The sequence below is a fragment of the Enterobacter soli genome, from assembly GCF_964208575.1.
Classification (GTDB): domain Bacteria; phylum Pseudomonadota; class Gammaproteobacteria; order Enterobacterales; family Enterobacteriaceae; genus Enterobacter; species Enterobacter soli_A.
Genome location: NZ_CAXOFU010000004.1, coordinates 117,518 through 138,225, shown reverse-complemented (window position 1 = coordinate 138,225; position 20,708 = coordinate 117,518). Strand labels below are relative to the sequence as shown.

Sequence of the window (20,708 nt, the reverse complement as noted above, 5' to 3'; positions counted from 1 at the left end):
GAAATAAAAAAGCGTCCCTGCCGGATTATTCGACAGGGAGCATTAAGAAGACATTAACGCGCCGGATGATGAACGGCGTTAAAACCCAGCTGATGCAGTAGCGTTGCAGCCGCTGCGTCATCGCACATTACGTACAGGGAAGACCATTCGCGGCGCTCAAGATAATTCTTGCGCAGCTTGTCAAATTCACCCGGAATACCCGCCACTTTTCGCAGCAGGGCGTCATCGCGGCGCACATCATACACTAAATGCACCAGCCTTTTCAGCGTAGCCTGATCGAGCGAGCCGTGCAGCGTGATGCGGCCAAACTCCGGGGCGGGCAGCAGCATGTCGAGAGCAACCTGCTGCGGCTTGCCGATAAACGCGCTATAGGCTTCAAAGACTTGCGTAGTGCCGCGCGCCTTGCCCTCCAGGGTGTAGCCTGCGATGTGCGCGGTAGCCACATCGACCTTAGCCAGCAGGTCGACGTTAAGATCCGGCTCCGGCTCCCAGACGTCCAGCACCACGCTCAGCGCCTGCCCTTCTTCCAGGCATTTCAGCAGCGCGGCGTTATCCACCACCGGGCCGCGGCAGGCGTTGATCAAAATGGTGCCCGGCTTAAGGCGACGGATCAGCGCCTCATCGGCCAGGTGCAGCGATTTATACGGCCCCTCTTTGAACAGCGGCGTGTGGAAGGTTAAAACGTCGCACTGCGCCACCAGCTCGTCGAGCGGGCGGAAATCGCCTTCGTCGCCGCTGTCTTTACGCGGGGGATCGCACAGCAGCGTGCGAATGCCTAAGGCTTCCAGACGCTTTTGCAGGCGCCCGCCCACGTTGCCCACGCCGACGATGCCCACGGTGCGATCCTTCAGGGCAAACCCGTCGCGCTCGGCCAGCATCAGCAGGGAGGAGAAAACGTATTCCACTACGGCAATGGCGTTACAGCCCGGGGCGGCGGAAAAACCGATCCCCGCCTGGCTAAGCCATTTGTCATCCACATGATCGGTCCCGGCGGTAGCCGTGCCGACAAATTTCACCGCTTTGCCGGACAGGAGCGCCTCATTTACTTTGGTCACCGAGCGCACCATCAGCGCGTCGGCATCGTCCAGTTCATTCACTGGGATCGGGCGACCCGGGACAGCCTTAACGTCACCGAGGCGGCTAAACAGCTCGCGGGCGTAAGGCATATTTTCATCAACGAGGATTTTCACGTCTGAGTACCTGTTTGAGAGGAAGAAAACCCGTCAAGTGTGCCATAATCTCGCCGCCAGGCATATATGAAACCTGGTTTACGGTGAGTAATGACTTTAAGGATTTTTGACGATGCATCCCATTTCAGGCACGCCGCCACGCCCTCCGGGTGAAGGCCCCGTCACGCCCAACATTGCAGGCGAACAACCGCTCTCCACGCAGCAGCGTACGGTGCTGGAGCGCCTGATAACGCGCCTGATTGCGCTCACTTCGCAGCAGAATGCCGAAGTCTGGGCCGGGGTGAAGCACGATCTGGGGGTCAGAAACGACGCGCCGCTTCAGTCGCGCCACTTCCCCGCCGCCGAGCAAAACCTGAACCAGCGCCTGACCACCGCGCAGCAGAATCACACCACGCGGCAGGTTATCTCGCAGCTCACCGAGCTGTTAGGCCAGGGGAATAACCGCCAGGCGGTGAGCGATTTTATTCGTCAACAGTACGGCCAGACCGCGCTGAGCCAGCTTACGCCGGAGCAGCTCAAAACCGTGCTGACGCTGCTGCAAACCAACCAGCTGGCGATCCCGCAGCCGCAGCAGCGCCCGGCCACCGAGCGCCCGCTGCAGCCCGCCGAGCACAACACGCTCAATCAGATGGTGACCAAACTCGCGGCGGCAACGGGTGAATCGCCAAAGCTCATCTGGCAGTCGATGCTGGAACTTTCCGGGGTGAAGGATGGCGAGCTGATCCCGGCAAAACAGTTTACCCATCTGGTAACCTGGCTACAGGCGCGCCAGACGCTGAGCACCCAGAGCGCCCCGACCCTGCACACGCTGCAGGCTGCGCTAAAGCAGCCGCTTGAGCCGCGCGAGTTCGAAGCCATTCGGGATTACGCCCAGCAGAGCTGGCAGGCCACGCCGCAAACGGTGCTGACCACCGCGCAGGTGCAGGATTTACTCAATCAGATCTTTACCCGCCGCGCAGAGCGCGAAGGCGGCGTTCCGGAAGCGCGCAACGTTCAACCTATATACAGCCCGCTGTTCGCGCCGGTGGTCGAAACCTTCAGAAACCTCTCTGCCCGTCCAGGGCTGATGTTTATCGCGCTGCTGATTGCGCTGGCGATTTTCTGGCTGGTCGCGTAACGCTGCCGGGTGGCGGCTTCGCCTCGGTTCGTGCGATTAGAGGTCCGGTAAGCGAAGCGCTACCGGGCAAAAACTACGATCGGCGAAACGCCACCAGCGTCACCACAATCCCCACGACCGCAGAAACCGCCCCCGCAAGAAATACGGACGGGTAACCAAACGAGGTGGCCAGCACGCCCGCCAGCGGCCCGGTCACGCCGTAGGAGATGTCCTGAAACGCGGCATAGCCGCCCAGCGCCGTACCGCGCACCTGCGGCGGCACGCGCTTCACCACTTCCACGCCGAGCGCCGGGAAAATGAGCGAGCAGCCGCAGCCGGTCAGCGCCGCGCCGAGTAAGGCAACGGACGCCACGGGCGCCTGCCAGAGCATCACCAGCCCGATGGTTTCAATCACCAGCGACGCCACCGCCACTTTTACCCCGCCGAAGCGATCCGGCATCCAGCCGAACAGCACGCGCATCAGCACGAACGCGCCGCCGAACGCGGTCAGGGTAAAGCCCGCCATCGCCCAGCCGCGGCTCATAAAGTAGAGCGAGACAAAGGTGCCAATCACCGCAAAGCCCACGCCCTGCAGGGCAAGCCCCAGGCCAGGCTGCCAGATTTTCCCGACCACGCTCAGCAGTGACGGACGCTCGCCTTTGTGCGCGGGCACTTTTCGCACCGAGCCGTTAAATGCCCAGGCCAGCAGTGGCAGGACCATGGTGGTTGCGGCCAGGGCGGCAAAGCCAAAGTGGCTATTGATCAGCAGGCCCAGCGGCGCCCCGGCGGCCAGCGCGCCGTAAATCGCCATTCCGTTCCAGGACATCACCTTGCCGGATTTCGCCGGGCCGACCAGCCCCATTCCCCAGGTTAGCGTCCCCGTCAGAAGCTGGCTTTCACCGAAACCTAAAATCAGACGCCCGAGGATCAGCAGCCCGAACCTGTAGATAGCCTCAATCGGCAGCAGCGCCGCCAGCAGCCACGCGCCGCCCGCCAGCGCGCAGGCGAACATCCCCTGCAGCGCCGAGCGCTTCGCGCCGTGCTGATCCGCCAGGCGCCCCGCGTAGCCGCGGGTCAGAACGGTTGCCAGAAACTGAATGCCCACCGCCACGCCCACCAGCGTATTACCGTAACCCAGCTCCTGGTGAACGAACAGCGGGATAACCGGCAGCGGCAGGCCAACGGTCATGTAGGTGAGAAATACCGCAAAGGCGATGCGAAACAGCGAGACATTATTAGAAGAAGCGTTCTCTGCAGGGGTGGCGACAGTCATGCAAACTCCGAATCCAGGCATAAAAAAAGGGAGCCCTCAGGCTCCCTTCTACTATACATTCAAAAGCTTAAGCTTTCAGCTTGCGCATAACCAGCGTGGCGTTGGTGCCGCCAAAGCCGAAGCTGTTAGACATGACGGTCGTCAGCGTTGCGTCAGTTGGCTGAGTCACGATGTTCAGGCCAGCAGCCTGCTCGTCCAGCTCTTCCACGTTGATGCTTGGGGCGATAAAGCCGTGTTCCAGCATCAGCAGAGAGTAGATAGCTTCCTGCACGCCCGCCGCACCCAGAGAGTGACCGGTCATGGCTTTGGTTGCAGAGATAGCCGGGCTGTTGTCGCCGAACACTTCGCAAATTGCACCCAGCTCTTTCACGTCGCCGACCGGAGTAGACGTACCGTGGGAGTTCAGGTAATCGATTGGGGTATCAACGCCCTGCATCGCCATCTTCATGCAGCGAACGGCGCCTTCACCGGATGGTGCAACCATGTCTGCGCCGTCGGACGTTGCGCCGTAGCCAACGATTTCAGCGTAGATGTGCGCACCACGTGCCAGAGCGTGCTCCAGCTCTTCAACCACAACCATACCGCCGCCGCCTGCGATAACGAAACCGTCGCGGTTGGCGTCATAGGTACGGGAAGCTTTTTCTGGGGTTTCGTTGTATTTGGTGGACAGCGCGCCCATCGCATCAAACTCACAGGCCATTTCCCAGCCCAGCTCTTCGCCGCCGCCAGCAAATACGATGTCCTGTTTGCCCAGCTGGATCTGCTCAACCGCGTTACCGATGCAGTGTGCGGAAGTAGCACAGGCGGAGCTGATGGAGTAGTTCACGCCGTGAATTTTGAAAGGCGTTGCCAGGCAAGCGGAAACCGCGGAGCCCATCGCTTTGGTCACCACGTATGGACCTACCGCTTTCAGACCGCGCGGGCTACGCATTGCGTCAGCACCGAACACCTGTGCTTTAGACGAGCCGCCGGAACCTGCAATCAGGCCCACGCGCGGGTTGTTCTGGTAAACCTCAGGGGTCAGACCGGAATCAGCAATCGCTTCCTGCATGGAAAGATAAGCATAAATAGAGGCATCGTTCATGAAACGAACCACTTTGCGGTCAATCAAACCGGTGGTGTCCAGTTTGACGTTACCCCATACGTGGCTACGCATACCTGAATCTTTAAACTCTTCAGAGAAAGTGATCCCGGAGCGTCCTTCACGCAGAGATGCCAGGACTTCCTGCTGGTTATTACCGATGCTGGAAACGATGCCCAGGCCAGTAATCACTGCACGTTTCATTCAATACCTCTGTAAGTCGCACTATATTAAGTTTCGAGTCGCACAATAGCGTACACTTGTACGCCGAACAAGTCCGATCAGCGAATTTCTGCGGAAATTTGCACCAGCGGACTCACATCGTTAAGATCGTGCCACTGCCTGCCAGACGAGTAACTTACGTGAAACAAAACGCTATACAACCCGCCAACCTCGAATTCAACGCTGAGGGTACACCTGTTTCCCGAGATTTCGATGACGTCTACTTTTCTAATGATAACGGACTGGAAGAAACGCGTTATGTTTTCCTCGACGGAAACCACCTCAGCGCCCGTTTTCCCGTTCATCCGCGCAGCCTGTTTGTGGTGGGCGAAAGCGGATTTGGCACAGGGCTTAACTTCCTGACCCTCTGGCAGGCGTTTGACGCGTTTCGCGCTGCACACCCCGACGCTACCCTACAAAGATTACATTTCATCAGTTTTGAGAAATTCCCGCTCACCGCGCACGACCTGAAGCAGGCGCATCGGCACTGGCCGGAGCTTGCCCCGTGGGCAGAGCAGCTTCAGGCCCAGTGGCCGCCGGCGATCGGCGGCTGCCATCGCCTGCTGCTGGACGGCGGGCGCGTGACGCTGGATCTGTGGCTCGGGGATATCAACGAGCTAACCGACAGGCTCGACGATTCAATGCGCCAGAAGGTGGACGCCTGGTTCCTCGACGGCTTTGCCCCGGCGAAAAATCCGGACATGTGGAGTCAGCACCTGTTTACGGCGATGGCGCGCCTGGCGCGTCCCGGCGCGACGCTCGCGACCTTTACCTCGGCCGGTTTCGTGCGCCGCGGGCTGCAGGAAGCGGGCTTTACCATGCAAAAGACCAAAGGCTTTGGCCGCAAGCGCGACATGCTCGTCGGGACGATGGAGCAAACGCCAGAGAATCCCGCCCTTGCCCCGTGGTTTGCCCGTCCCGCCAGCCGCTCGCGCGAGGTCGCCATCGTTGGCGGCGGGATTGCCAGCGCCCTGCTCTCGCTCGCGCTGCTCCATCGCGGCTGGCAGGTCACGCTGTACTGTGCGGACGCCGCCCCGGCAACGGGCGCATCCGGCAACCGTCAGGGCGCGCTCTACCCGCTGCTGAGCGCGCACGATCCGGCGCTGAGCCAGTTTTTCCCGGCGGCGTTCACCTTTGCGCGCCGTCTGTATGACATACTGCCGGTGACCTTCGACCACGACTGGTGCGGCGTAACGCAGCTCGGCTGGGACGAAAAGAGCCAGCAGAAAATCGCGCAGATGCTGTCCCTCGGCTTACCGCAGGAGATCGCCCGGGCGGTGGACGCGCGGCAGGTGGCGGAAACCGCGGGCATAGAAAGCGGCTGCGACGGTATCCAGTATCCGCTCGGCGGCTGGCTGTGCCCGGCGGAGCTTACGTCGGCGGCAATCGCGCTTGCGCAGTCCCGCGGGCTGACGGTGCACTACTCCCGCAGCGTGGCGAGCCTGGCGCATGAAACCCGGTGGACGATAGCGTTCAGCAATGGCGGGCAGGCGCAGCATGACTGCGTGGTGCTGGCAAACGGGCATCATATTAGCCAGTTTGCCCAGACGGAAAAGCTGCCGGTCTATCCGGTGAGCGGCCAGGTAAGCCACATCCCCACCGCCCCGCAGCTCGGCAATCTGCGCCAGGTGCTCTGCTACGACGGCTACCTGACGCCGCAAAATCCGTCAAACGGCCACCACTGTATCGGGGCGAGCTATCGCCGCGGGGAAACGGACGTGCAGTATCGCGAAGACGATCAGCAGCAGAACCGCCAGCGGTTGATTGACTGTTTCCCGCAGGCCGACTGGGCGAAAGAGGTGGATGTGAGCGCAGGAGAGGCCCGCTGCGGGGTACGCTGCGCCACGCGGGATCACCTGCCAATGGCGGGCAGCGTGCCGGACTATGAGGCCACGCTCGCGGCCTATCAGGATCTGGCGGACAACAAAGAGTCAGCGGTAACCGCGCCGGTTTATCCGGATCTGTACATGCTGGGCGGACTGGGATCGCGCGGGCTGTGTTCGGCGCCGCTGCTGGCGGAAGTGCTCGCCGCGCAGATGAGCGATGAGCCGATACCGCTGGACAGCACTACCCTGGCGGGGCTTAACCCAAATCGGCTGTGGGTGCGTAAGCTGCTGAAAGGGAAAATGGTGAAGTAGGGTGCGGCATGGTGCCCTCTCCCACAGGGAGAGGGATTTACAATCTTACTGCGCGCTGGCGCGCTGGAACAGGCTATCCCACATCCCCATCACGAGCGTCTGGTCGCGCGGAGAGAGTTCACCGGCCTGAATCGCTTTTTCCAGGCTGCGGGTCACTTCGTCGTGCACCGCCTGGGCAGAGTGATCGTCCCCGGCCTCTAGCTCGGCAACCGCCAGCGTCAGGTGACCACGCAGATAACCGCTGGCGAACAGCTCATCATCACTGGCGTGTTCCACCATGTCATCAATTAACGCCAGAATGCGTGATTCAAATTCTGCGATCATCTTCTTTCCTCTGTTAAAGATCTTCCGGCCACGGGAAGCATTCCGCCGTGATGTCCGGCGTGTGGTAATAATTCTGTAAGGCCTTGATAAAGCGCGCCGGACGTTCCGGGATGCCCTTCTCAAGATATTCCATTACCTGAGCGTGAACGCGGCGCTGGAACACAATACGGTCTGGCTCGAAGTCGCCCTCGAGGTTGTCGCAGCTGACGTTAAACGGATACCCCGCCGCCACGCAGAACAGCCAGTCAAACGCCTGGGGCTTCACCTCAACGTCCTCAAACTGCCCCTGAGTCGCGGCGTCGCGCCCGTCCGGGCAATACCAGTAGCCGAAGTCCACTAGCTCACGACGCGCTTTCCCGGCAATGCACCAGTGCGAAATTTCGTGTAGCGCGCTGGCATAAAAGCCGTGGGCGAACACGATGCGGTTGTAGGGCACCTCTGCATCAGCAGGAAGATAGATCGGTTCGTCGTCGCCTTTAATCAGACGGGTATTAAAATCATCGGCAAAACAGCCGTCGAAGATTTCAATCAGCTGTTCATATTTATGCGTACTGTTCATTAGTTCATCCCCAACCAGTGGAGGATCTCCTGTCCGTGGCTGTCATAAAGTAGCTTGGCACTCATCACCGCCGACACGATGACGATCATCGGACGGATCAGCTTCTGCCCCTTGCTTAATACCAGACGCGAGCCTGCGCGCGCGCCCAAAAATTGTCCCGCCATCATCACAAACCCGGTCGCCCAGATGACCTTTCCGCCGATGATAAACAGCAGCAGGCCGCCCACGTTCGAGGTGGCGTTGAGCACTTTGGCGTGAGCGGTGGATTTAGCGAGGTTAAATCCGGCCAGCGTGACAAACGCCAGCGCATAGAACGACCCGGCTCCCGGGCCGAAGAAGCCGTCGTAAAAACCGACGCAGCCCCCGGCAATCAGCGCAAACGGCAGGCCGTGCAGGCGACGCTGGCGATCTTCTTCCCCGAGCTTCGGCATCAGTAAAAAATAGAGGCCGATGCAGATAACCAGAATCGGCAGGATCTGGCGCAGGATGTCCGACTGGACGTGCTGCACCAGCAGCGCACCCGAGGTGGAGCCGATAAAGGTCATCAGGATATTGAGCTTCTGATCGGCGAGGTTTACCACCTTGCGGCGGATAAAATAGAGCGATGCCGACAGCGAGCCGCCGCAGGCCTGGAGCTTGTTGGTTGCCAGCGCCTGAGCCGGGCTCATACCGGCGGCCAGCAGCGCCGGGACGGTCAGCAGACCGCCCCCGCCCGCCAGCGCATCAATAAAACCGGCAAGCATGGCGACGAAAAACAGCACCACCAGCAGCAGCGGGGAAACCGTAAAGAGTTCGACGAAATTATCCATCAGAGTACGTGCTCATCCAGTAGCGCCTGGCAGGAAGGCGGCAGCGGAGGCGGTGTCTTCTTCTCAGGCTTGGTGGTTCCAGGTTTAGCGGGTTCAAACCAGCTTTGCAGCTCCGCGCCGCAGCCATCGCCCGGCGGCGGTAGCGGCTGATCTTCACACTCCAGGCTGTTCGCCGGGCAGCGTAAACGTACGTGCATATGCGCGCGGTGCTGGAACCACGGGCGCACTTTGCGCAGCCAGTCGCGATCGGTTCCCGCATCCAGGCACAGCTGTTGCTTAATCGCCGGGTTCACAAAAATGCGCGTAACGTCGTTATCTTTCGCCGCCAGCTTGATCATGCTCGAGACATCCTGCGTCCAGAGCGTCGGCACAACGCTTTTCCCGTCGCGTGCGACCAGATCCAGCGCCTGAGGCTTCAGCAGCTGCGACGAACTCCAGCGGGTTTTAGGCAGCTGCAGGAAGATATCGACATCCAGTCCGGTCTGGTGGCTGGCGTGGCCGCCGTTAAAACGCCCGCCCGCGGGCATGCCCATATCGCCAATCAGCATCGTGCCCAGCCCCAGGTTGTGCACCTGGTTCCCCAGACGCTGGATAAACAGCACCAGATCCGGATGGCCGAAGTAGCGGCGCTGGTCGGTACGCATCACCTGATAGGTATCGGACTGCAGCGGCAGCCCCTCTGCGCCCACGATACAGCCGTTGGAAAACGCGCCAATGGATTGCGCGCTTCCCGCCACGGGATGGGTGATTTTTTGCCACGGGGTGGCGGCCAGACTGGCTCCACTGGCGAGCAGCGCCAGCAGAGCAATTGCGGTTTTTTTCATGTTTACCAGCGTGGAATGGTGGTCGTCACGTCTGCATTCTGCGCGCGCTGGCGCAGGAAGTGATCCATCAGCACGATCGCCAGCATCGCTTCGGCGATCGGCACCGCGCGGATCCCCACGCACGGATCGTGACGTCCTTTGGTGATCATCTCAACTTCTTCACCAGAGCGGTTAATCGTGTGGCCCGGCACGGTAATGCTTGAGGTCGGCTTCAGCGCGATGTTGGCAACAATTTGCTGCCCGCTGCTGATGCCGCCAAGAATGCCGCCCGCGTGGTTGCTCTGGAAACCCTGTCTGGTGATTTCGTCGCGGTTCTGGCTGCCGCGAAGCTGAACCACGTCAAAACCGTCGCCAATCTCAACGCCTTTCACCGCGTTGATGCTCATCAGCGCATGGGCAATGTCCGCATCCAGACGGTCGAACACCGGTTCGCCCCAGCCCGCCGGCACGCCGTCGGCAACCACGGTCACTTTGGCACCGATTGAGTCGCCCTCTTTTTTCAGGCCGCGCATCAGCTCGTCCAGCGCCTCAAGCTTTGAGGCATCGGCGCAGAAGAACGGGTTCTGCTCAACCTGATCCCAGTCTTCGATCGCCAGCGGAATATCGCCCATCTGGGTCAGACAGCCGCGGATCAAGATGCCAAACTTTTGCGCCAGGTATTTTTTAGCGATAGCCCCTGCCGCCACGCGCATTGCGGTTTCACGGGCGGAAGAACGTCCGCCGCCGCGATAGTCGCGGAAACCGTATTTTTGCTCGTAGGTGTAATCGGCGTGGCCCGGACGGAACACGTCTTTGATGGCGCCGTAATCCTGGGAGCGCTGGTCGGTGTTCTCAATCAGCAAGCCAATGCTGGTGCCGGTCGTGCGGCCTTCGAAAACGCCGGAGAGAATTTTGACCTGGTCCGGCTCGCGACGCTGCGTGGTGTAGCGAGAGGTGCCTGGGCGGCGGCGGTCAAGATCGTGCTGTAAATCGGCCTCTGTCAGTTCGATGCCTGGCGGGACGCCATCAACGATACAACCCAGTGCCAGCCCGTGCGACTCACCGAAGGTGGTCACGCGGAATAATTGTCCAATACTGTTTCCTGCCATCACGGCTCCGCTGTCGTTATTGTGTTTGAGCGTTGTGAAACGGGCCGAAGCCCGCTGGATTAATCTTTGTAGATGCTGAAGTGTTCGCGCGCGTCGAGAAGCTGCGCTTTGGTCAGCATAAAGACGCCGTCACCGCCGTTATCGAACTCAAGCCAGGTGAACGGCACATCCGGGTACTGCTCTATCAGATGTACCATGCTGTTGCCCACTTCACAAATCAGAACGCCGTCGTCGGTCAGGTAATCCGGCGCGCAGGCCAGAATGCGGCGCGTCAGCTTCAGGCCGTCCGATCCCGATGCCAGACCCAGCTCCGGCTCGTGGCGATATTCGTTTGGCAGATCCGACATGTCTTCCGCGTCCACGTAAGGCGGGTTGGTGACGATCAGATCGTACTGTAGGGTTGGCAGGTCGCGGAACAGGTCAGAGCGAATCGGCGTCACGTGATGGATCAGGCCGTGCTCTTCGATGTTGTGCTCGGTAACCGCCAGCGCGTCGGTGGAGATGTCTACCGCGTCCACTTCCGCTTCCGGGAAGGCGTAGGCGCAGGCAATCGCGATGCAGCCGCTGCCGGTACACATATCGAGAATGTGCTGCGGCTGATGGTTAATCAGGCCGTCAAAATGGTTGTTGATCAGCTCGCCAATCGGTGAGCGCGGCACCAGCACGCGCTCGTCCACGTAGAACTCGTGGCCGCAGAACCAGGCTTTATTGGTCAGGTAGGCAACCGGAATACGCTCGTTAACGCGGCGAATCACGCGCTCGACGATACGGTGTTTCTCGCTTGAGGTCAGGCGCGCGGTGCGCATGTCTTCAGGAATATCGAGAGGCAGATAGAGCGAAGGCAGAACCAGCTGTACCGCCTCATCCCACGGGTTATCCGTGCCGTGGCCGTACCAGATATTGGCGGCGCTGAAGCGGCTAACGGACCAGCGCAACATGTCCTGTATGGTATGCAGCTCGTTTACTGCTTCATCGACAAAAATTTTATCCACTCTTTCCTCCAGGGCACGCTCGCATAATTTTCGGCGGCTAGTTTGCCATGAAGACGGCGATAAATCAGCATTCACGCTTGCTGCTTGAGGTTAAAAAATGCGTTTAGTCAGGTACACTATTCGAAATCAGAGATGAGACAGGCTAATGAAAAAGAAAACGACGCTCAGCCAGGAGGATCAGGCGCTCTTCCGCCAGCTTATGACCGGAACGCGTCAAATTAAGCAGGACACCATTGTCCACCGCCCGATTCGCAAGAAAGTCACCGAAGTGCCGGTCAAACGTTTATTGCAGGAGCAGGCCGACAACAGCCACTATTTTTCAGACGAATTTCAGCCGCTGCTGAACACCCAGGGCGCGGTGAAATACGTGCGCGAAGACGTCAGCCATTTTGAGCTGAAAAAGTTGCGCCGCGGGGATTATTCGCCGGAGCTGTTTCTCGATCTGCACGGCTTAACCCAGATGCAGGCGAAACAGGAGCTGGGCGCACTGATCGCCGCATGTCGTCGCGAACACGTCTTTTGCGCCTGCGTGATGCACGGGCACGGTAAACATATTCTCAAGCAGCAAACGCCGCTGTGGCTGGCTCAGCACCCACACGTGATGGCGTTTCATCAGGCACCAAAAGAGTACGGCGGAGATGCCGCATTGCTGGTGTTGATTGAAGTAGAGGAGTGGCAGCCGCCAGAGCTGCCCTGACAGACTGGCGGGAGGCCCCGCCAGCAAGCGCGTTACGTCAGATAGCTTTCGCCATTTTCAGATTGCACGGGCTCATTTGCCAGTTAAAGACCCCTTTGCCCGCTTCGTCGAGGGTGACGTTAGCAATGGCGGAGGTCGTAAACATCGGTGGCGTTTCGCCAGGGCACAGTTCAGATACCAGATAGCCAACCAGTGGCAGGTGGGAAATGACCAGTGCTGAGGAGATACCTTCATTGCACAACGCCTGAAGGTATGCGCTCACGAGGCCAACATCGCCGCACGGCGTAAGTTCCGGGAGAACATCCACACTGGTCGGCAGGTTCATGCACTCCCCTACCACGTCCAGCGTCTGTTCTGCACGCAGGAACGGACTCACCAGGACACGTTCAATGTCCACTTTTTGACCTTTAAGCCACGTTGCCATCTGACGAGATTCGTCGCAGCCACAGTTTGTTAAAGGACGTACTGAGTCACTGGCGGCATCGAGTGCCGCGTCGCCGTGACGCATGATAAAAACTTGCATATTGCACCGCTTTTGTTAACCAGAATCACCAGCGCTGACTGCCTGCGATGACATCCGGGGGCAGGAACCTGGTGGCCGGGCATTGTGCCTGATCCATTCGGTGAATGAAACGCTGTTTTTTACCTCAATGGCGTAAGTATAGTCAATCTCTGTTTACAATTTCGCCATTACAGGTTCATTCACCTCGGGATTTACCCTTCTTTGACCTTAACTTACAAGGACAGTTTCCCTTGATGGCCAAAATGTTTGGCCGCGTTCCGCCATCTGCAATAATTCGTCACAGGGTGTAAACCGCGAACCGTACTGCGTGGCAAGACGTTGCAGAATAGCAACCACTTCACCCGCGCCGAGGGAATCCATATACCGGAACGGGCCGCCCAGGAACGGCGGGAAACCAATACCAAATACGGCGCCGATGTCGCCATCGCGCGCGCTTTTGATAACCTGCTCACCGTAGCAGCGCGCCGCTTCGTTGAGCATCATCATTACACAGCGTTCAGCACACTGAACTGCCGACAGTTTTCCCTGGTCGGTCGCGGAAATAAGCCCATAAACCGAAGGGTCGACCTGTTTCTTGCTTTTACGCCCTTTCGTCGCGTAAAGATAGAAACCGCGTCCATTTTTTCTGCCTTTGCGATCGTCCTTCAAAATTGCGGAAACAATGTTTGCAGGCGGGCTAAAACGATCTCCATACGCGGCTTCGAGCACAGGTATAATTTTAGTGCCGGTGTCGATTCCCACCTCATCCAAAAGTTGGATTGGGCCAACGGGGAAGCCAAACTTCACCAGCGCCTCATCAACGTGCTCGATCTTCTCCCCTTCCGTCAGCAGCCGCATCGCCTCATTTATATAAGGTGCGAGAATACGGTTGACGTAAAAACCGGCTTTATCCGCCACCACGATCGGCGTCTTGCCCTGCTTTTTCGCCAGCTTCACCACGGTGGCGACGGTCTGCGGGCTGGTTGCGGCGTGTGGAATGACCTCCACCAGCGGCATTTTTTCAACCGGGCTAAAGAAGTGCAGCCCTATTACCTGCCCGGGACGCGCCGCGCTGGCGGCGATGTCGCCAATCGGCAATGACGACGTGTTCGAGGCAAAAATAGTGTGCGGCGCGCAGTGCTCTTCGACTTCCGCCACCATCTTTTGCTTAAGGGCTAAATCTTCAAACACGGCTTCAATCACGATGTCGCGATGGCGAAAACCGCTGTAGTCGGTGGTGCCGGAAATCAGCGCCAGCTCTCTGTCACGCTCGCTGGCCTTGATATGGCGGCGCCTGACCTTTTGATCAAGGAGCTGCCAGCTATATTGCAGCGCGTGGTTAATGCCTTTCGGGTTGATGTCCTTGATACGCACGGGCAATTTGCCTTTGCTGGCGGTGACAAAAGCAATGCCGCCCCCCATCAAACCGCCGCCCAGCACGCCGACCGCGCGAAGCGGTGCGGGCTCGGCGTCGCTGCCCGGATCTTTTTTGACCTCCGTACTGGCGAAGAAAATGCTGCGCAGGGATTGCGACTGCGGCGTCATCGCCAGCTCGCCAAAGGCTTTGGCTTCGGCGGCGTAGCCGCTGCTGGTGCCGTGCGCCAGGCCGGTCTGGATCACGTCGATAATGCGGGTCGTGGCCGGATAGTTACCTTTGGTTTTCTGCTCGGTTTTTTTACCCACCATGCTGAACAGCAGCGCGCGACCAAGCGGCCCCGCCAGAACGCGCTCGCGCACCGGCAGCTGGCGTTTCGGCTGACGGCCTTTCAGCGCCCGCTCTGCGGCCGCCTCCAGCAAAATAGAATGCGCCACCACCTCGTCCACCAGCCCCGCTTTCAGCGCCTGACGCGCGCGAAGCTGTTTGCCGGTTAAGATCATCTCCAGCGCCGTACTAACCCCCACCAGGCGCGGCAGGCGCTGCGTCCCGCCGGAGCCTGGCAGCAGGCCGAGCTGCACTTCAGGCAGGCCTAAAACGGTTTTCGCATCGTCGGTACAAATTCGGCTATGACAGGCCAGAGCAAGCTCCAGGCCGCCGCCGAGACAGGCGCCGTGGATCGCGGCAATGACCGGGATCGGCAGAGCGTGGATCTCCGCCATGACCTGCTGCCCCTGACGCGCCAGATCTTCGGCCTCTGCGGCGCTTTGCGCCCGGGCAATCATGTTGATATCCGCCCCGGCGATAAAGTTGTCCGGTTTGGCCGAGATAAAGACCAGGCCCTTGAGATCTTTGTTTTCGCGGATTTGCTTGAGCATCGCGCGAACCTGAACGCCAAATTCGGCCTTCAGGGTGTTCATCTTTTCGCCCGGAACGTCAATGGTCACAACCGCCACGTTATCGGGGCGAACGGTGAGCGTAAACGCAGATGTCATTTCCATTATTCAGCCTCCAGAACCATTGCTGCACCTAATCCGCCCGCCGCACAGGCGGTGACCAGGCCGAACCCGCCGCCGCGGCGCTGCAATTCATGAAGGGTTTGGGTGATCATGCGCGCCCCCGTCGCCGCAAACGGGTGTCCGTAAGCGATGGAGCCGCCGAGCACGTTAAATTTGCTCTCATCCACCTCGCCCGTGGCCTGGGAACGCCCGAGCACCTCGCGCGCGAACCTGTCGCTCGCCAGCAGCTGGACGTTTGCCAGCGTCTGCGCGGCAAAGGCTTCGTGCATATCAATGAGGGTTAAATCTGCAAGGGTCAGCCCCGCGCGCTCCAGCGCCAGCGGCGTGGACCAGGCCGGGCCGAGCAGCATGTCCTGCCAGACGTCAATCGCCGTAAACGCGAAGCTGCGCAGGTAGCCCAGCGGCTTAATGCCGAGCTCTTTGGCGCGGGATTCGGTCATCAGGATCACCGCCGCGGCGCCGTCGGTGAGCGGCGTACTGTTGGCCGCCGTTACCGTGCCGTGCTTGCGGTCGAACGCCGGGCGCAGTTTGGCGTAGTCCGCCAGCGTCGACGTCCCGCGAATGTTGTTATCTTCCGCAAAAGGCTCGCGGTAAGGGGGAACGTAGGCGGTCATCACCTCGTCGGCGAGCTTGCCTTCTGCCCAGGCTTTGGCGGCCAGCTGATGGGAGCGGTGCGCCAGCGCGTCCTGCTGTTCACGCGTAATGGCGTAGGTTTTCGCCATCTGTTCAGCGGTATCCCCCATGCGCAGGCCGGTGGAATACTCTGCCACGGCAGGCGGAACGGGCATGAGATCGCGCAGGCGAAGTTGAGAAAAAAGCTTGAGCTTTTGGCTGGTGGTACGGGCTTTATTGGCGTCCACCAGGATGCGCGCGAGCTTTTTGCTCACCCCGATTGGCAGTACGGAAGAGGAGTCTGCGCCTCCGGCAATCCCGGCGCGGATCGTACCCGTCATCAGGCTTTCCGCTACGTTAGCCACCGCCTGGAAGCTGGTCGCACACGCGCGGCTCACGCTGTAGGCATCGGTATGCACGTTCATGCCGGTGCCGAGCACGATTTCACGCGCGATGTTCGGCGCTTCCGGCATCTGGACGACCTGGCCGAAAACCAGCTGCTCAATGACCTCGGGCGGTATTTCGCTGCGCGCCAGCATCTCCCCCACCACCATTTTGCCGAGATCGACCGCGGGTATACCGTGGTACGCCGTCGCCTGGCGTGCAAACGGCGTGCGCAGCCCACTGACGATGGCGATGCGATCGCCCTGTCGGGTGATAAGCGGTAATGCCTGACTCATAACACTCCCCTGTAATTAAATGCTTAGCGCATAAAAGTGGTCTGACCTGATAACAGTCTTAACCATTTTTTTACATTCAGCCAATTGGGGAAACGAAAAAATGCGATGTAAAACACAGAGAAGAAAAAGAAAATGCCCCTGAGGGTCAGAGGCATTTGTGCGGTTTATTGCCGGGAAAAGATTAACGCAGGCCCAGCTGGAAAATCAGCGTTTCGGCTTCGCAGGCGAACACGAAATCGATATCCAGCTTCACGCCGCCGTCCACTTCGGTGAACGTCGATTTGATCTCGCACGGATCGGACTCAACGTCGCGCGCGCGTTTGGTCAGCGCAGCCAGGGTTTCGTCGGCTTCCGCACGGTTAGTGAACACACGGCTGTAAGAGGCGGTGCAATCGGTGTTGTCCATGATGGTACCAACATCCATACAGCAGCAAACCGGGGTTTCATCAGCACTGCATTTACTCATAGTAACTATCCTCAGTATTCGCGCCGGGCGCGAGCTAAACACGTTGCCGATATTTTACGCCCCGATGCTGAGGGGCTCCAGCCGTTAATGGCGCAAAATGAGAGAAGTGACCGATATCACACTTAAAAATGATCCAGAACAAAAATCACCATTTTGGGTGAACCGCTTTGGTCACAATTTTGCCAACCAGATCCCGTTTCGCGAAACATGTTTGAAAATATTAATAAACAAACTTGCAACATTCTAGCTGGTCAGACCTATACTCACGCCACTGGTCTGATTTGTATGTAATACCGCAGACCCTACACTTCGCGCTCCTGTTACGGTATGTAACAATTATTGAATAAAAATAACTCAATGAGGTTATGGTCATGAGCCAGAAAACCCTGTTTAAAAAGACTGCATTAGCAGTTGCAGTGGCAATAGTCTCTACGTCCGCCTGGTCAGCGGGCTTCCAGCTTAACGAATTTTCTTCCTCTGGCCTTGGCCGTGCATATTCCGGGGAAGGCGCCATCGCTGATGACGCAGGTAACGTAAGCCGTAACCCTGCCCTGATCACGATGTTTGACCGTCCCACTTTCTCTATCGGTGCCGTGTATATCGATCCCGATGTGAACATCACCGGTAAATCAGCGTTAACCGGACAGAGCGCAAACCAGGACAACATCGCGCCAAGCGCGTGGGTGCCTAACATGCACTTTGTGATGCCAATTAACGACCAGTTCGGTTGGGGTGCGTCCGTTACCTCTAACTATGGCCTGGCAACCGAATTTGGCGAAAACTACGCGGCCGGTATTTACGGCGGCAAAACCGACCTGGAAACCATTAACCTGAACCTGAGCGGTGCGTACCGTCTGGACAGCAACTGGAGCTTCGGCGTTGGCTTTGATGCGGTTTACGCAAAAGCGAAAATCGAGCGCTACGCGGGTTCTCTGGGCCCAATGCTGGCAGGCCAACTCTCCGGCATGGTGCCGCCTTCTTATCTGAACGGTATTGATTCCGCAGATGACCAGATCGCTCACCTGAAGGGTGACGAGTGGGGCTTCGGCTGGAACGCCGGTATCCTGTATGAGCTGAATAAAGACAACCGCTGGGGTCTGACCTACCGCTCCGAAGTGAAAATCGACTTCGACGGCGACTACAAGAGCTCCATCAACCCGAACCTGAGCACCATTCTGGGCAACATGGGTCTGACCGGTCTGCCGGCAGGCACCGGCGGCAGAACCGAGAACGGCTCGCTGTCTCTGCACCTGCCAGAAATGTGGGAAGTGTCCGGCTATAACCGCGTTGCGCCGCAGTGGGCTATCCACTACAGCCTGACCTACACCAGCTGGAGCCAGTTCCAGGAGCTGAAAGCCACTGGCGACAACGGCCAGACGCTGTTCTATAAAGATGAAAGCTTCAAAGACGCTTATCGTATCGCGCTGGGTACCACCTACTACTACGATAAGAACTGGACGTTCCGTACCGGTATCGCGTTTGATGACAGCCCGGTCCCGGCCGACAAGCGCTCCATCTCGATTCCGGATCAGGACCGTCTGTGGCTGAGCGCCGGTATGACCTACGCCTTTAACGACGACGCGTCTATCGACGTTGGTGCGTCTTATATGCACGGTCAGAACGTCAGCTTCACCGAAGGCGAAGGCCCTGCGGCTTATACCTTCCACTCTGACGGTAAAGCCTGGCTGTTCGGTACGAACTTTAACTACGCGTTCTAATCGCGCAGAAATAAAAAAAGGTGAGCATTGCTCACCTTTTTTATTTATTCCGAATCGATATCTTTTAATTCGTTTTCGATTGCCTTCGCGTTCGGATTCTCTTCCGGCTTCAGCTTGCCGCCGTTGGCGATAAAGTCGTGGTTCTGGAAGTAGGCTTCACGCACCATGATGTACGGATCCGAAGACTGGCGCAGCAGGCCGTCGGAATCCAGCAGCTGAGCACGCGTTTCAATCCCTTCAACCGTCCACTTCCCTATCGAGAGCGGCCACGTCAGCCACGACAGCACCGGATAGAGCGTATCGACCATGTCGCCGCCATCGTCGCGGATGGTGAAGCTGCCGTAGAACGGTAGCTGCATGTACGGGCCGTAGCCCACGCCATAGCTGCCCAGAGTACTACCAAAACGGTGCGGTTGTTCGCGCTGGAGTTTTTGGTTTGCCATACCGGCAACGTCAATAAAGCCGCCCATACCCAGAATGGTGTTCAGGAAGAAGCGCGTAAAGTGCACCATCCCCTGATAGGGATCGCCCTGCAGGAAGAAGTTCACCATCACCGCCGGCTCTTCCAGGTTGCTGGTGAAATTGCTCAACCCGTTACGGGCAGGCTGGGGAACATAATCGCGCCACGCAACCGCAACCGGACGCACTACGTAAGGATCCAGCACGTTGTAGTTGAAGTTATACATGGTGCGGTTGAACCCTTCTAAAGGATCGGAGCGCCCTGTCTGCTCACCTGAGCTTGCGCAGCCCACGAGCAACGTGGTGCCCAGCGCAAGCGCCGACAGCCGAAGTTTCATAAATATCTCCCTGTTCAGTATGGCTATCGTTGATTGCCATCCGTAACGGAGCGCCTGACGCTCCGTCTGTAAACGTGTAAGCGATTGTATCAGCACGTTTAGCGATGTCTACGTAGACGATGACGGGCAGCAAACACCGTCACTCTAATCTCAGCATAGCCTGGCTTTTTGTTTTCGTTTCGCCAGCAATTTTATAGTGGCTTTGAATGTGATGTATCGCCTTTATTGCCTTTGGCGGGAATTTAAGAGCATCCCCACGGGGAAATGGCGAAAAGTCGCTACGCTTAATAGCACGATCACCCAGCCCGGAGTTGCTATGAAGGAAATCAGTGAAGAAAAAATTGGAGGAAATGATGAAGAGCGAGAAGTGGAAAGCGAGGAGAAACGCCGGGGCGAAGAGATAGAAGTGGATGAAGACAGGCTGCCCTCGCGGGCGATGGCCATCCATGAACATATCCGTCAGGATGGGGAAAAGGAGATGGAGCGCGATGCCATGGCCCTGCTGTGGTCGGCCATTGCCGCCGGTTTATCGATGGGGGCATCGCTGCTGGCAAAAGGGATCTTTCACGTCCAGCTTGATGGCGTGCCGGGGAGCTTTTTACTGGAGAACCTCGGGTACACCTTTGGCTTTATTATCGTGATTATGGCGCGCCAGCAGCTGTTTACCGAAAACACCCTTACCGCCGTGCTGCCGGTTATGCAAAACCCGACCCTCGGCAACGTCGGCCTGCTGATGCGTCTGTGGGGCGTGGTGCTGCTGGGCAATATCATCGGCACGGGGATAGCGGCCTGGGCATTCGAATATATGCCGATATTCGATGAAGAAACCCGCGACGCGTTCGTGAAAATTGGTATGGATGTGATGAAAAATACCCCGTCCGAGATGTTCGCCAACGCGATTATCTCCGGCTGGATCATCGCCACCATGGTCTGGATGTTCCCCTCTGCGGGCAGCGCAAAAATCGTCGTCATTATCCTGATGACCTGGCTTATCGCCCTCGGCGATACCACGCACATCGTGGTGGGCACCGTTGAAATTCTCTATCTGGTCTTTAACGGGACGCTGCACTGGAGCGATTTTTTCTGGCCGTTCGCCCTGCCAACCCTTACGGGCAATATCTGCGGCGGAACCTTTATTTTCGCCCTGCTGAGCCACGCGCAAATCCGCAACGATATGTCCAACAAGCGTAAGGCGGAACTCAAGGCACGGGAAAATGATTATAAATCGACAAAAAAAACGGACTGA

At 58.4% G+C, this 20,708-nt stretch carries 19 protein-coding genes; 5 read left to right on the top strand and 14 right to left on the bottom strand.

Annotation, left to right across the window (positions count from 1 at the left end; all coding sequences use genetic code 11):
- Window positions 1-53: 53 nt before the first annotated feature.
- On the bottom strand, window positions 54-1,190 hold the full coding sequence (gene pdxB / locus AB6V08_RS05505) for a 4-phosphoerythronate dehydrogenase PdxB (protein ID WP_368541737.1): 1,137 nt from the start codon (window positions 1,188-1,190) through the stop codon (window positions 54-56).
- Between the two features lie 112 nt (window positions 1,191-1,302).
- On the opposite strand from pdxB, the gene flk reads away from it, so the two are divergent.
- A complete protein-coding gene (gene flk, locus AB6V08_RS05500; protein WP_368541735.1) occupies window positions 1,303-2,307 on the top strand; it encodes a flagella biosynthesis regulator Flk in 1,005 nt (334 codons plus the stop codon).
- 73 nt (window positions 2,308-2,380) lie between these two features.
- Here flk and AB6V08_RS05495 read toward each other — a convergent pair whose 3' ends face one another.
- Both AB6V08_RS05495 and fabB read right to left on the bottom strand, forming a co-directional pair.
- Window positions 2,381-3,559, bottom strand: coding sequence for an MFS transporter (locus AB6V08_RS05495; protein ID WP_368541734.1), 1,179 nt, complete (start codon window positions 3,557-3,559; stop codon window positions 2,381-2,383).
- Between the two features lie 67 nt (window positions 3,560-3,626).
- Window positions 3,627-4,844, bottom strand: a complete 1,218-nt coding sequence (gene fabB, locus AB6V08_RS05490) for a beta-ketoacyl-ACP synthase I (protein ID WP_368541733.1) — start codon at window positions 4,842-4,844, stop codon at window positions 3,627-3,629.
- A 158-nt stretch (window positions 4,845-5,002) separates the two neighbouring features.
- On the opposite strand from fabB, the gene mnmC reads away from it, so the two are divergent.
- A complete protein-coding gene (gene mnmC / locus AB6V08_RS05485) occupies window positions 5,003-7,000 on the top strand; it encodes a bifunctional tRNA (5-methylaminomethyl-2-thiouridine)(34)-methyltransferase MnmD/FAD-dependent 5-carboxymethylaminomethyl-2-thiouridine(34) oxidoreductase MnmC (RefSeq protein ID WP_368541732.1) in 1,998 nt (665 codons plus the stop codon).
- 45 nt (window positions 7,001-7,045) lie between these two features.
- Here mnmC and AB6V08_RS05480 read toward each other — a convergent pair whose 3' ends face one another.
- From AB6V08_RS05480 to prmB, 6 genes are read right to left on the bottom strand one after another with little or no spacing between them, the layout of a single operon-like run.
- Window positions 7,046-7,324, bottom strand: a complete 279-nt coding sequence (locus AB6V08_RS05480; protein WP_368541730.1) for a YfcL family protein — start codon at window positions 7,322-7,324, stop codon at window positions 7,046-7,048.
- A gap of 13 nt (window positions 7,325-7,337) precedes the next feature.
- On the bottom strand, window positions 7,338-7,883 hold the full coding sequence (locus AB6V08_RS05475) for an elongation factor P hydroxylase (RefSeq protein ID WP_368541729.1): 546 nt from the start codon (window positions 7,881-7,883) through the stop codon (window positions 7,338-7,340).
- Window positions 7,883-8,692 (bottom strand): sulfite exporter TauE/SafE family protein, encoded by an 810-nt coding sequence (locus AB6V08_RS05470; protein ID WP_368541728.1) that lies wholly within the window; start codon window positions 8,690-8,692, stop codon window positions 7,883-7,885. Before AB6V08_RS05470 ends, AB6V08_RS05475 begins: the two co-directional genes overlap by 1 nt.
- On the bottom strand, window positions 8,692-9,516 hold the full coding sequence (gene mepA / locus AB6V08_RS05465; protein WP_368541727.1) for a penicillin-insensitive murein endopeptidase: 825 nt from the start codon (window positions 9,514-9,516) through the stop codon (window positions 8,692-8,694). Before mepA ends, AB6V08_RS05470 begins: the two co-directional genes overlap by 1 nt.
- 2 nt (window positions 9,517-9,518) lie before the next feature.
- Window positions 9,519-10,604, bottom strand: a complete 1,086-nt coding sequence (gene aroC / locus AB6V08_RS05460) for a chorismate synthase (RefSeq protein ID WP_368541726.1) — start codon at window positions 10,602-10,604, stop codon at window positions 9,519-9,521.
- 59 nt (window positions 10,605-10,663) lie between these two features.
- Window positions 10,664-11,596, bottom strand: a complete 933-nt coding sequence (prmB, locus tag AB6V08_RS05455) for a 50S ribosomal protein L3 N(5)-glutamine methyltransferase (protein ID WP_010433217.1) — start codon at window positions 11,594-11,596, stop codon at window positions 10,664-10,666.
- A 145-nt stretch (window positions 11,597-11,741) separates the two neighbouring features.
- On the opposite strand from prmB, the gene smrB reads away from it, so the two are divergent.
- Window positions 11,742-12,293 (top strand): endonuclease SmrB, encoded by a 552-nt coding sequence (smrB, locus tag AB6V08_RS05450; RefSeq protein WP_368541725.1) that lies wholly within the window; start codon window positions 11,742-11,744, stop codon window positions 12,291-12,293.
- Window positions 12,294-12,330: 37 nt separating this feature from the next.
- Here smrB and sixA read toward each other — a convergent pair whose 3' ends face one another.
- From sixA to AB6V08_RS05430, 4 genes are all read right to left on the bottom strand, one after another.
- Window positions 12,331-12,816, bottom strand: a complete 486-nt coding sequence (sixA, locus tag AB6V08_RS05445) for a phosphohistidine phosphatase SixA (RefSeq protein ID WP_368541724.1) — start codon at window positions 12,814-12,816, stop codon at window positions 12,331-12,333.
- A gap of 207 nt (window positions 12,817-13,023) precedes the next feature.
- Entirely contained in the window at window positions 13,024-15,171 is a 2,148-nt protein-coding gene (fadJ, locus tag AB6V08_RS05440) for a fatty acid oxidation complex subunit alpha FadJ (protein ID WP_368541723.1), read from the bottom strand.
- Window positions 15,171-16,481, bottom strand: a complete 1,311-nt coding sequence (fadI, locus tag AB6V08_RS05435; RefSeq protein ID WP_368541722.1) for an acetyl-CoA C-acyltransferase FadI — start codon at window positions 16,479-16,481, stop codon at window positions 15,171-15,173. The genes fadJ and fadI overlap by 1 nt, the downstream gene beginning before the upstream one ends.
- Window positions 16,482-16,662: 181 nt before the next feature.
- Entirely contained in the window at window positions 16,663-16,947 is a 285-nt protein-coding gene (locus AB6V08_RS05430) for a YfcZ/YiiS family protein (protein WP_368541721.1), read from the bottom strand.
- 371 nt (window positions 16,948-17,318) lie between these two features.
- Here AB6V08_RS05430 and fadL point away from each other — a divergent pair, with 371 nt between their 5' ends.
- Complete coding sequence (gene fadL / locus AB6V08_RS05425; RefSeq protein WP_368541720.1) at window positions 17,319-18,665, top strand: long-chain fatty acid transporter FadL; 1,347 nt, start codon at window positions 17,319-17,321, stop codon at window positions 18,663-18,665.
- Window positions 18,666-18,709: 44 nt separating this feature from the next.
- On the opposite strand, the gene mlaA is transcribed toward fadL, so the two are convergent.
- Window positions 18,710-19,462: a phospholipid-binding lipoprotein MlaA gene (gene mlaA, locus AB6V08_RS05420; RefSeq protein ID WP_368541719.1), complete on the bottom strand. Its 753-nt coding sequence runs from the start codon at window positions 19,460-19,462 to the stop codon at window positions 18,710-18,712.
- Between the two features lie 316 nt (window positions 19,463-19,778).
- Between mlaA and AB6V08_RS05415 the strand changes: the two genes are divergently transcribed.
- A complete protein-coding gene (locus AB6V08_RS05415) occupies window positions 19,779-20,708 on the top strand; it encodes a formate/nitrite transporter family protein (protein ID WP_368541718.1) in 930 nt (309 codons plus the stop codon).

Excerpts from the sequence above, each read along its gene's own strand:
- sixA (WP_368541724.1), bottom strand. The coding sequence starts at position 12,816 with ATGCAAGTTTTTATCATGCGTCACGGCGACGCGGCACTCGATGCCGCC.
- AB6V08_RS05470 (WP_368541728.1), bottom strand. The coding sequence starts at position 8,692 with ATGGATAATTTCGTCGAACTCTTTACGGTTTCCCCGCTGCTGCTGGTG.
- aroC (WP_368541726.1), bottom strand. The coding sequence starts at position 10,604 with ATGGCAGGAAACAGTATTGGACAATTATTCCGCGTGACCACCTTCGGT.
- fadL (WP_368541720.1), top strand. The coding sequence starts at position 17,319 with ATGAGCCAGAAAACCCTGTTTAAAAAGACTGCATTAGCAGTTGCAGTG.
- AB6V08_RS05495 (WP_368541734.1), bottom strand. The coding sequence starts at position 3,559 with ATGACTGTCGCCACCCCTGCAGAGAACGCTTCTTCTAATAATGTCTCG.
- smrB (WP_368541725.1), top strand. The coding sequence starts at position 11,742 with ATGAAAAAGAAAACGACGCTCAGCCAGGAGGATCAGGCGCTCTTCCGC.
- AB6V08_RS05415 (WP_368541718.1), top strand. The coding sequence starts at position 19,779 with ATGAAGGAAATCAGTGAAGAAAAAATTGGAGGAAATGATGAAGAGCGA.
- mlaA (WP_368541719.1), bottom strand. The coding sequence starts at position 19,462 with ATGAAACTTCGGCTGTCGGCGCTTGCGCTGGGCACCACGTTGCTCGTG.
- mepA (WP_368541727.1), bottom strand. The coding sequence starts at position 9,516 with ATGAAAAAAACCGCAATTGCTCTGCTGGCGCTGCTCGCCAGTGGAGCC.
- AB6V08_RS05480 (WP_368541730.1), bottom strand. The coding sequence starts at position 7,324 with ATGATCGCAGAATTTGAATCACGCATTCTGGCGTTAATTGATGACATG.
- AB6V08_RS05475 (WP_368541729.1), bottom strand. The coding sequence starts at position 7,883 with ATGAACAGTACGCATAAATATGAACAGCTGATTGAAATCTTCGACGGC.
- fabB (WP_368541733.1), bottom strand. The coding sequence starts at position 4,844 with ATGAAACGTGCAGTGATTACTGGCCTGGGCATCGTTTCCAGCATCGGT.
- flk (WP_368541735.1), top strand. The coding sequence starts at position 1,303 with ATGCATCCCATTTCAGGCACGCCGCCACGCCCTCCGGGTGAAGGCCCC.
- fadJ (WP_368541723.1), bottom strand. The coding sequence starts at position 15,171 with ATGGAAATGACATCTGCGTTTACGCTCACCGTTCGCCCCGATAACGTG.
- AB6V08_RS05430 (WP_368541721.1), bottom strand. The coding sequence starts at position 16,947 with ATGAGTAAATGCAGTGCTGATGAAACCCCGGTTTGCTGCTGTATGGAT.
- fadI (WP_368541722.1), bottom strand. The coding sequence starts at position 16,481 with ATGAGTCAGGCATTACCGCTTATCACCCGACAGGGCGATCGCATCGCC.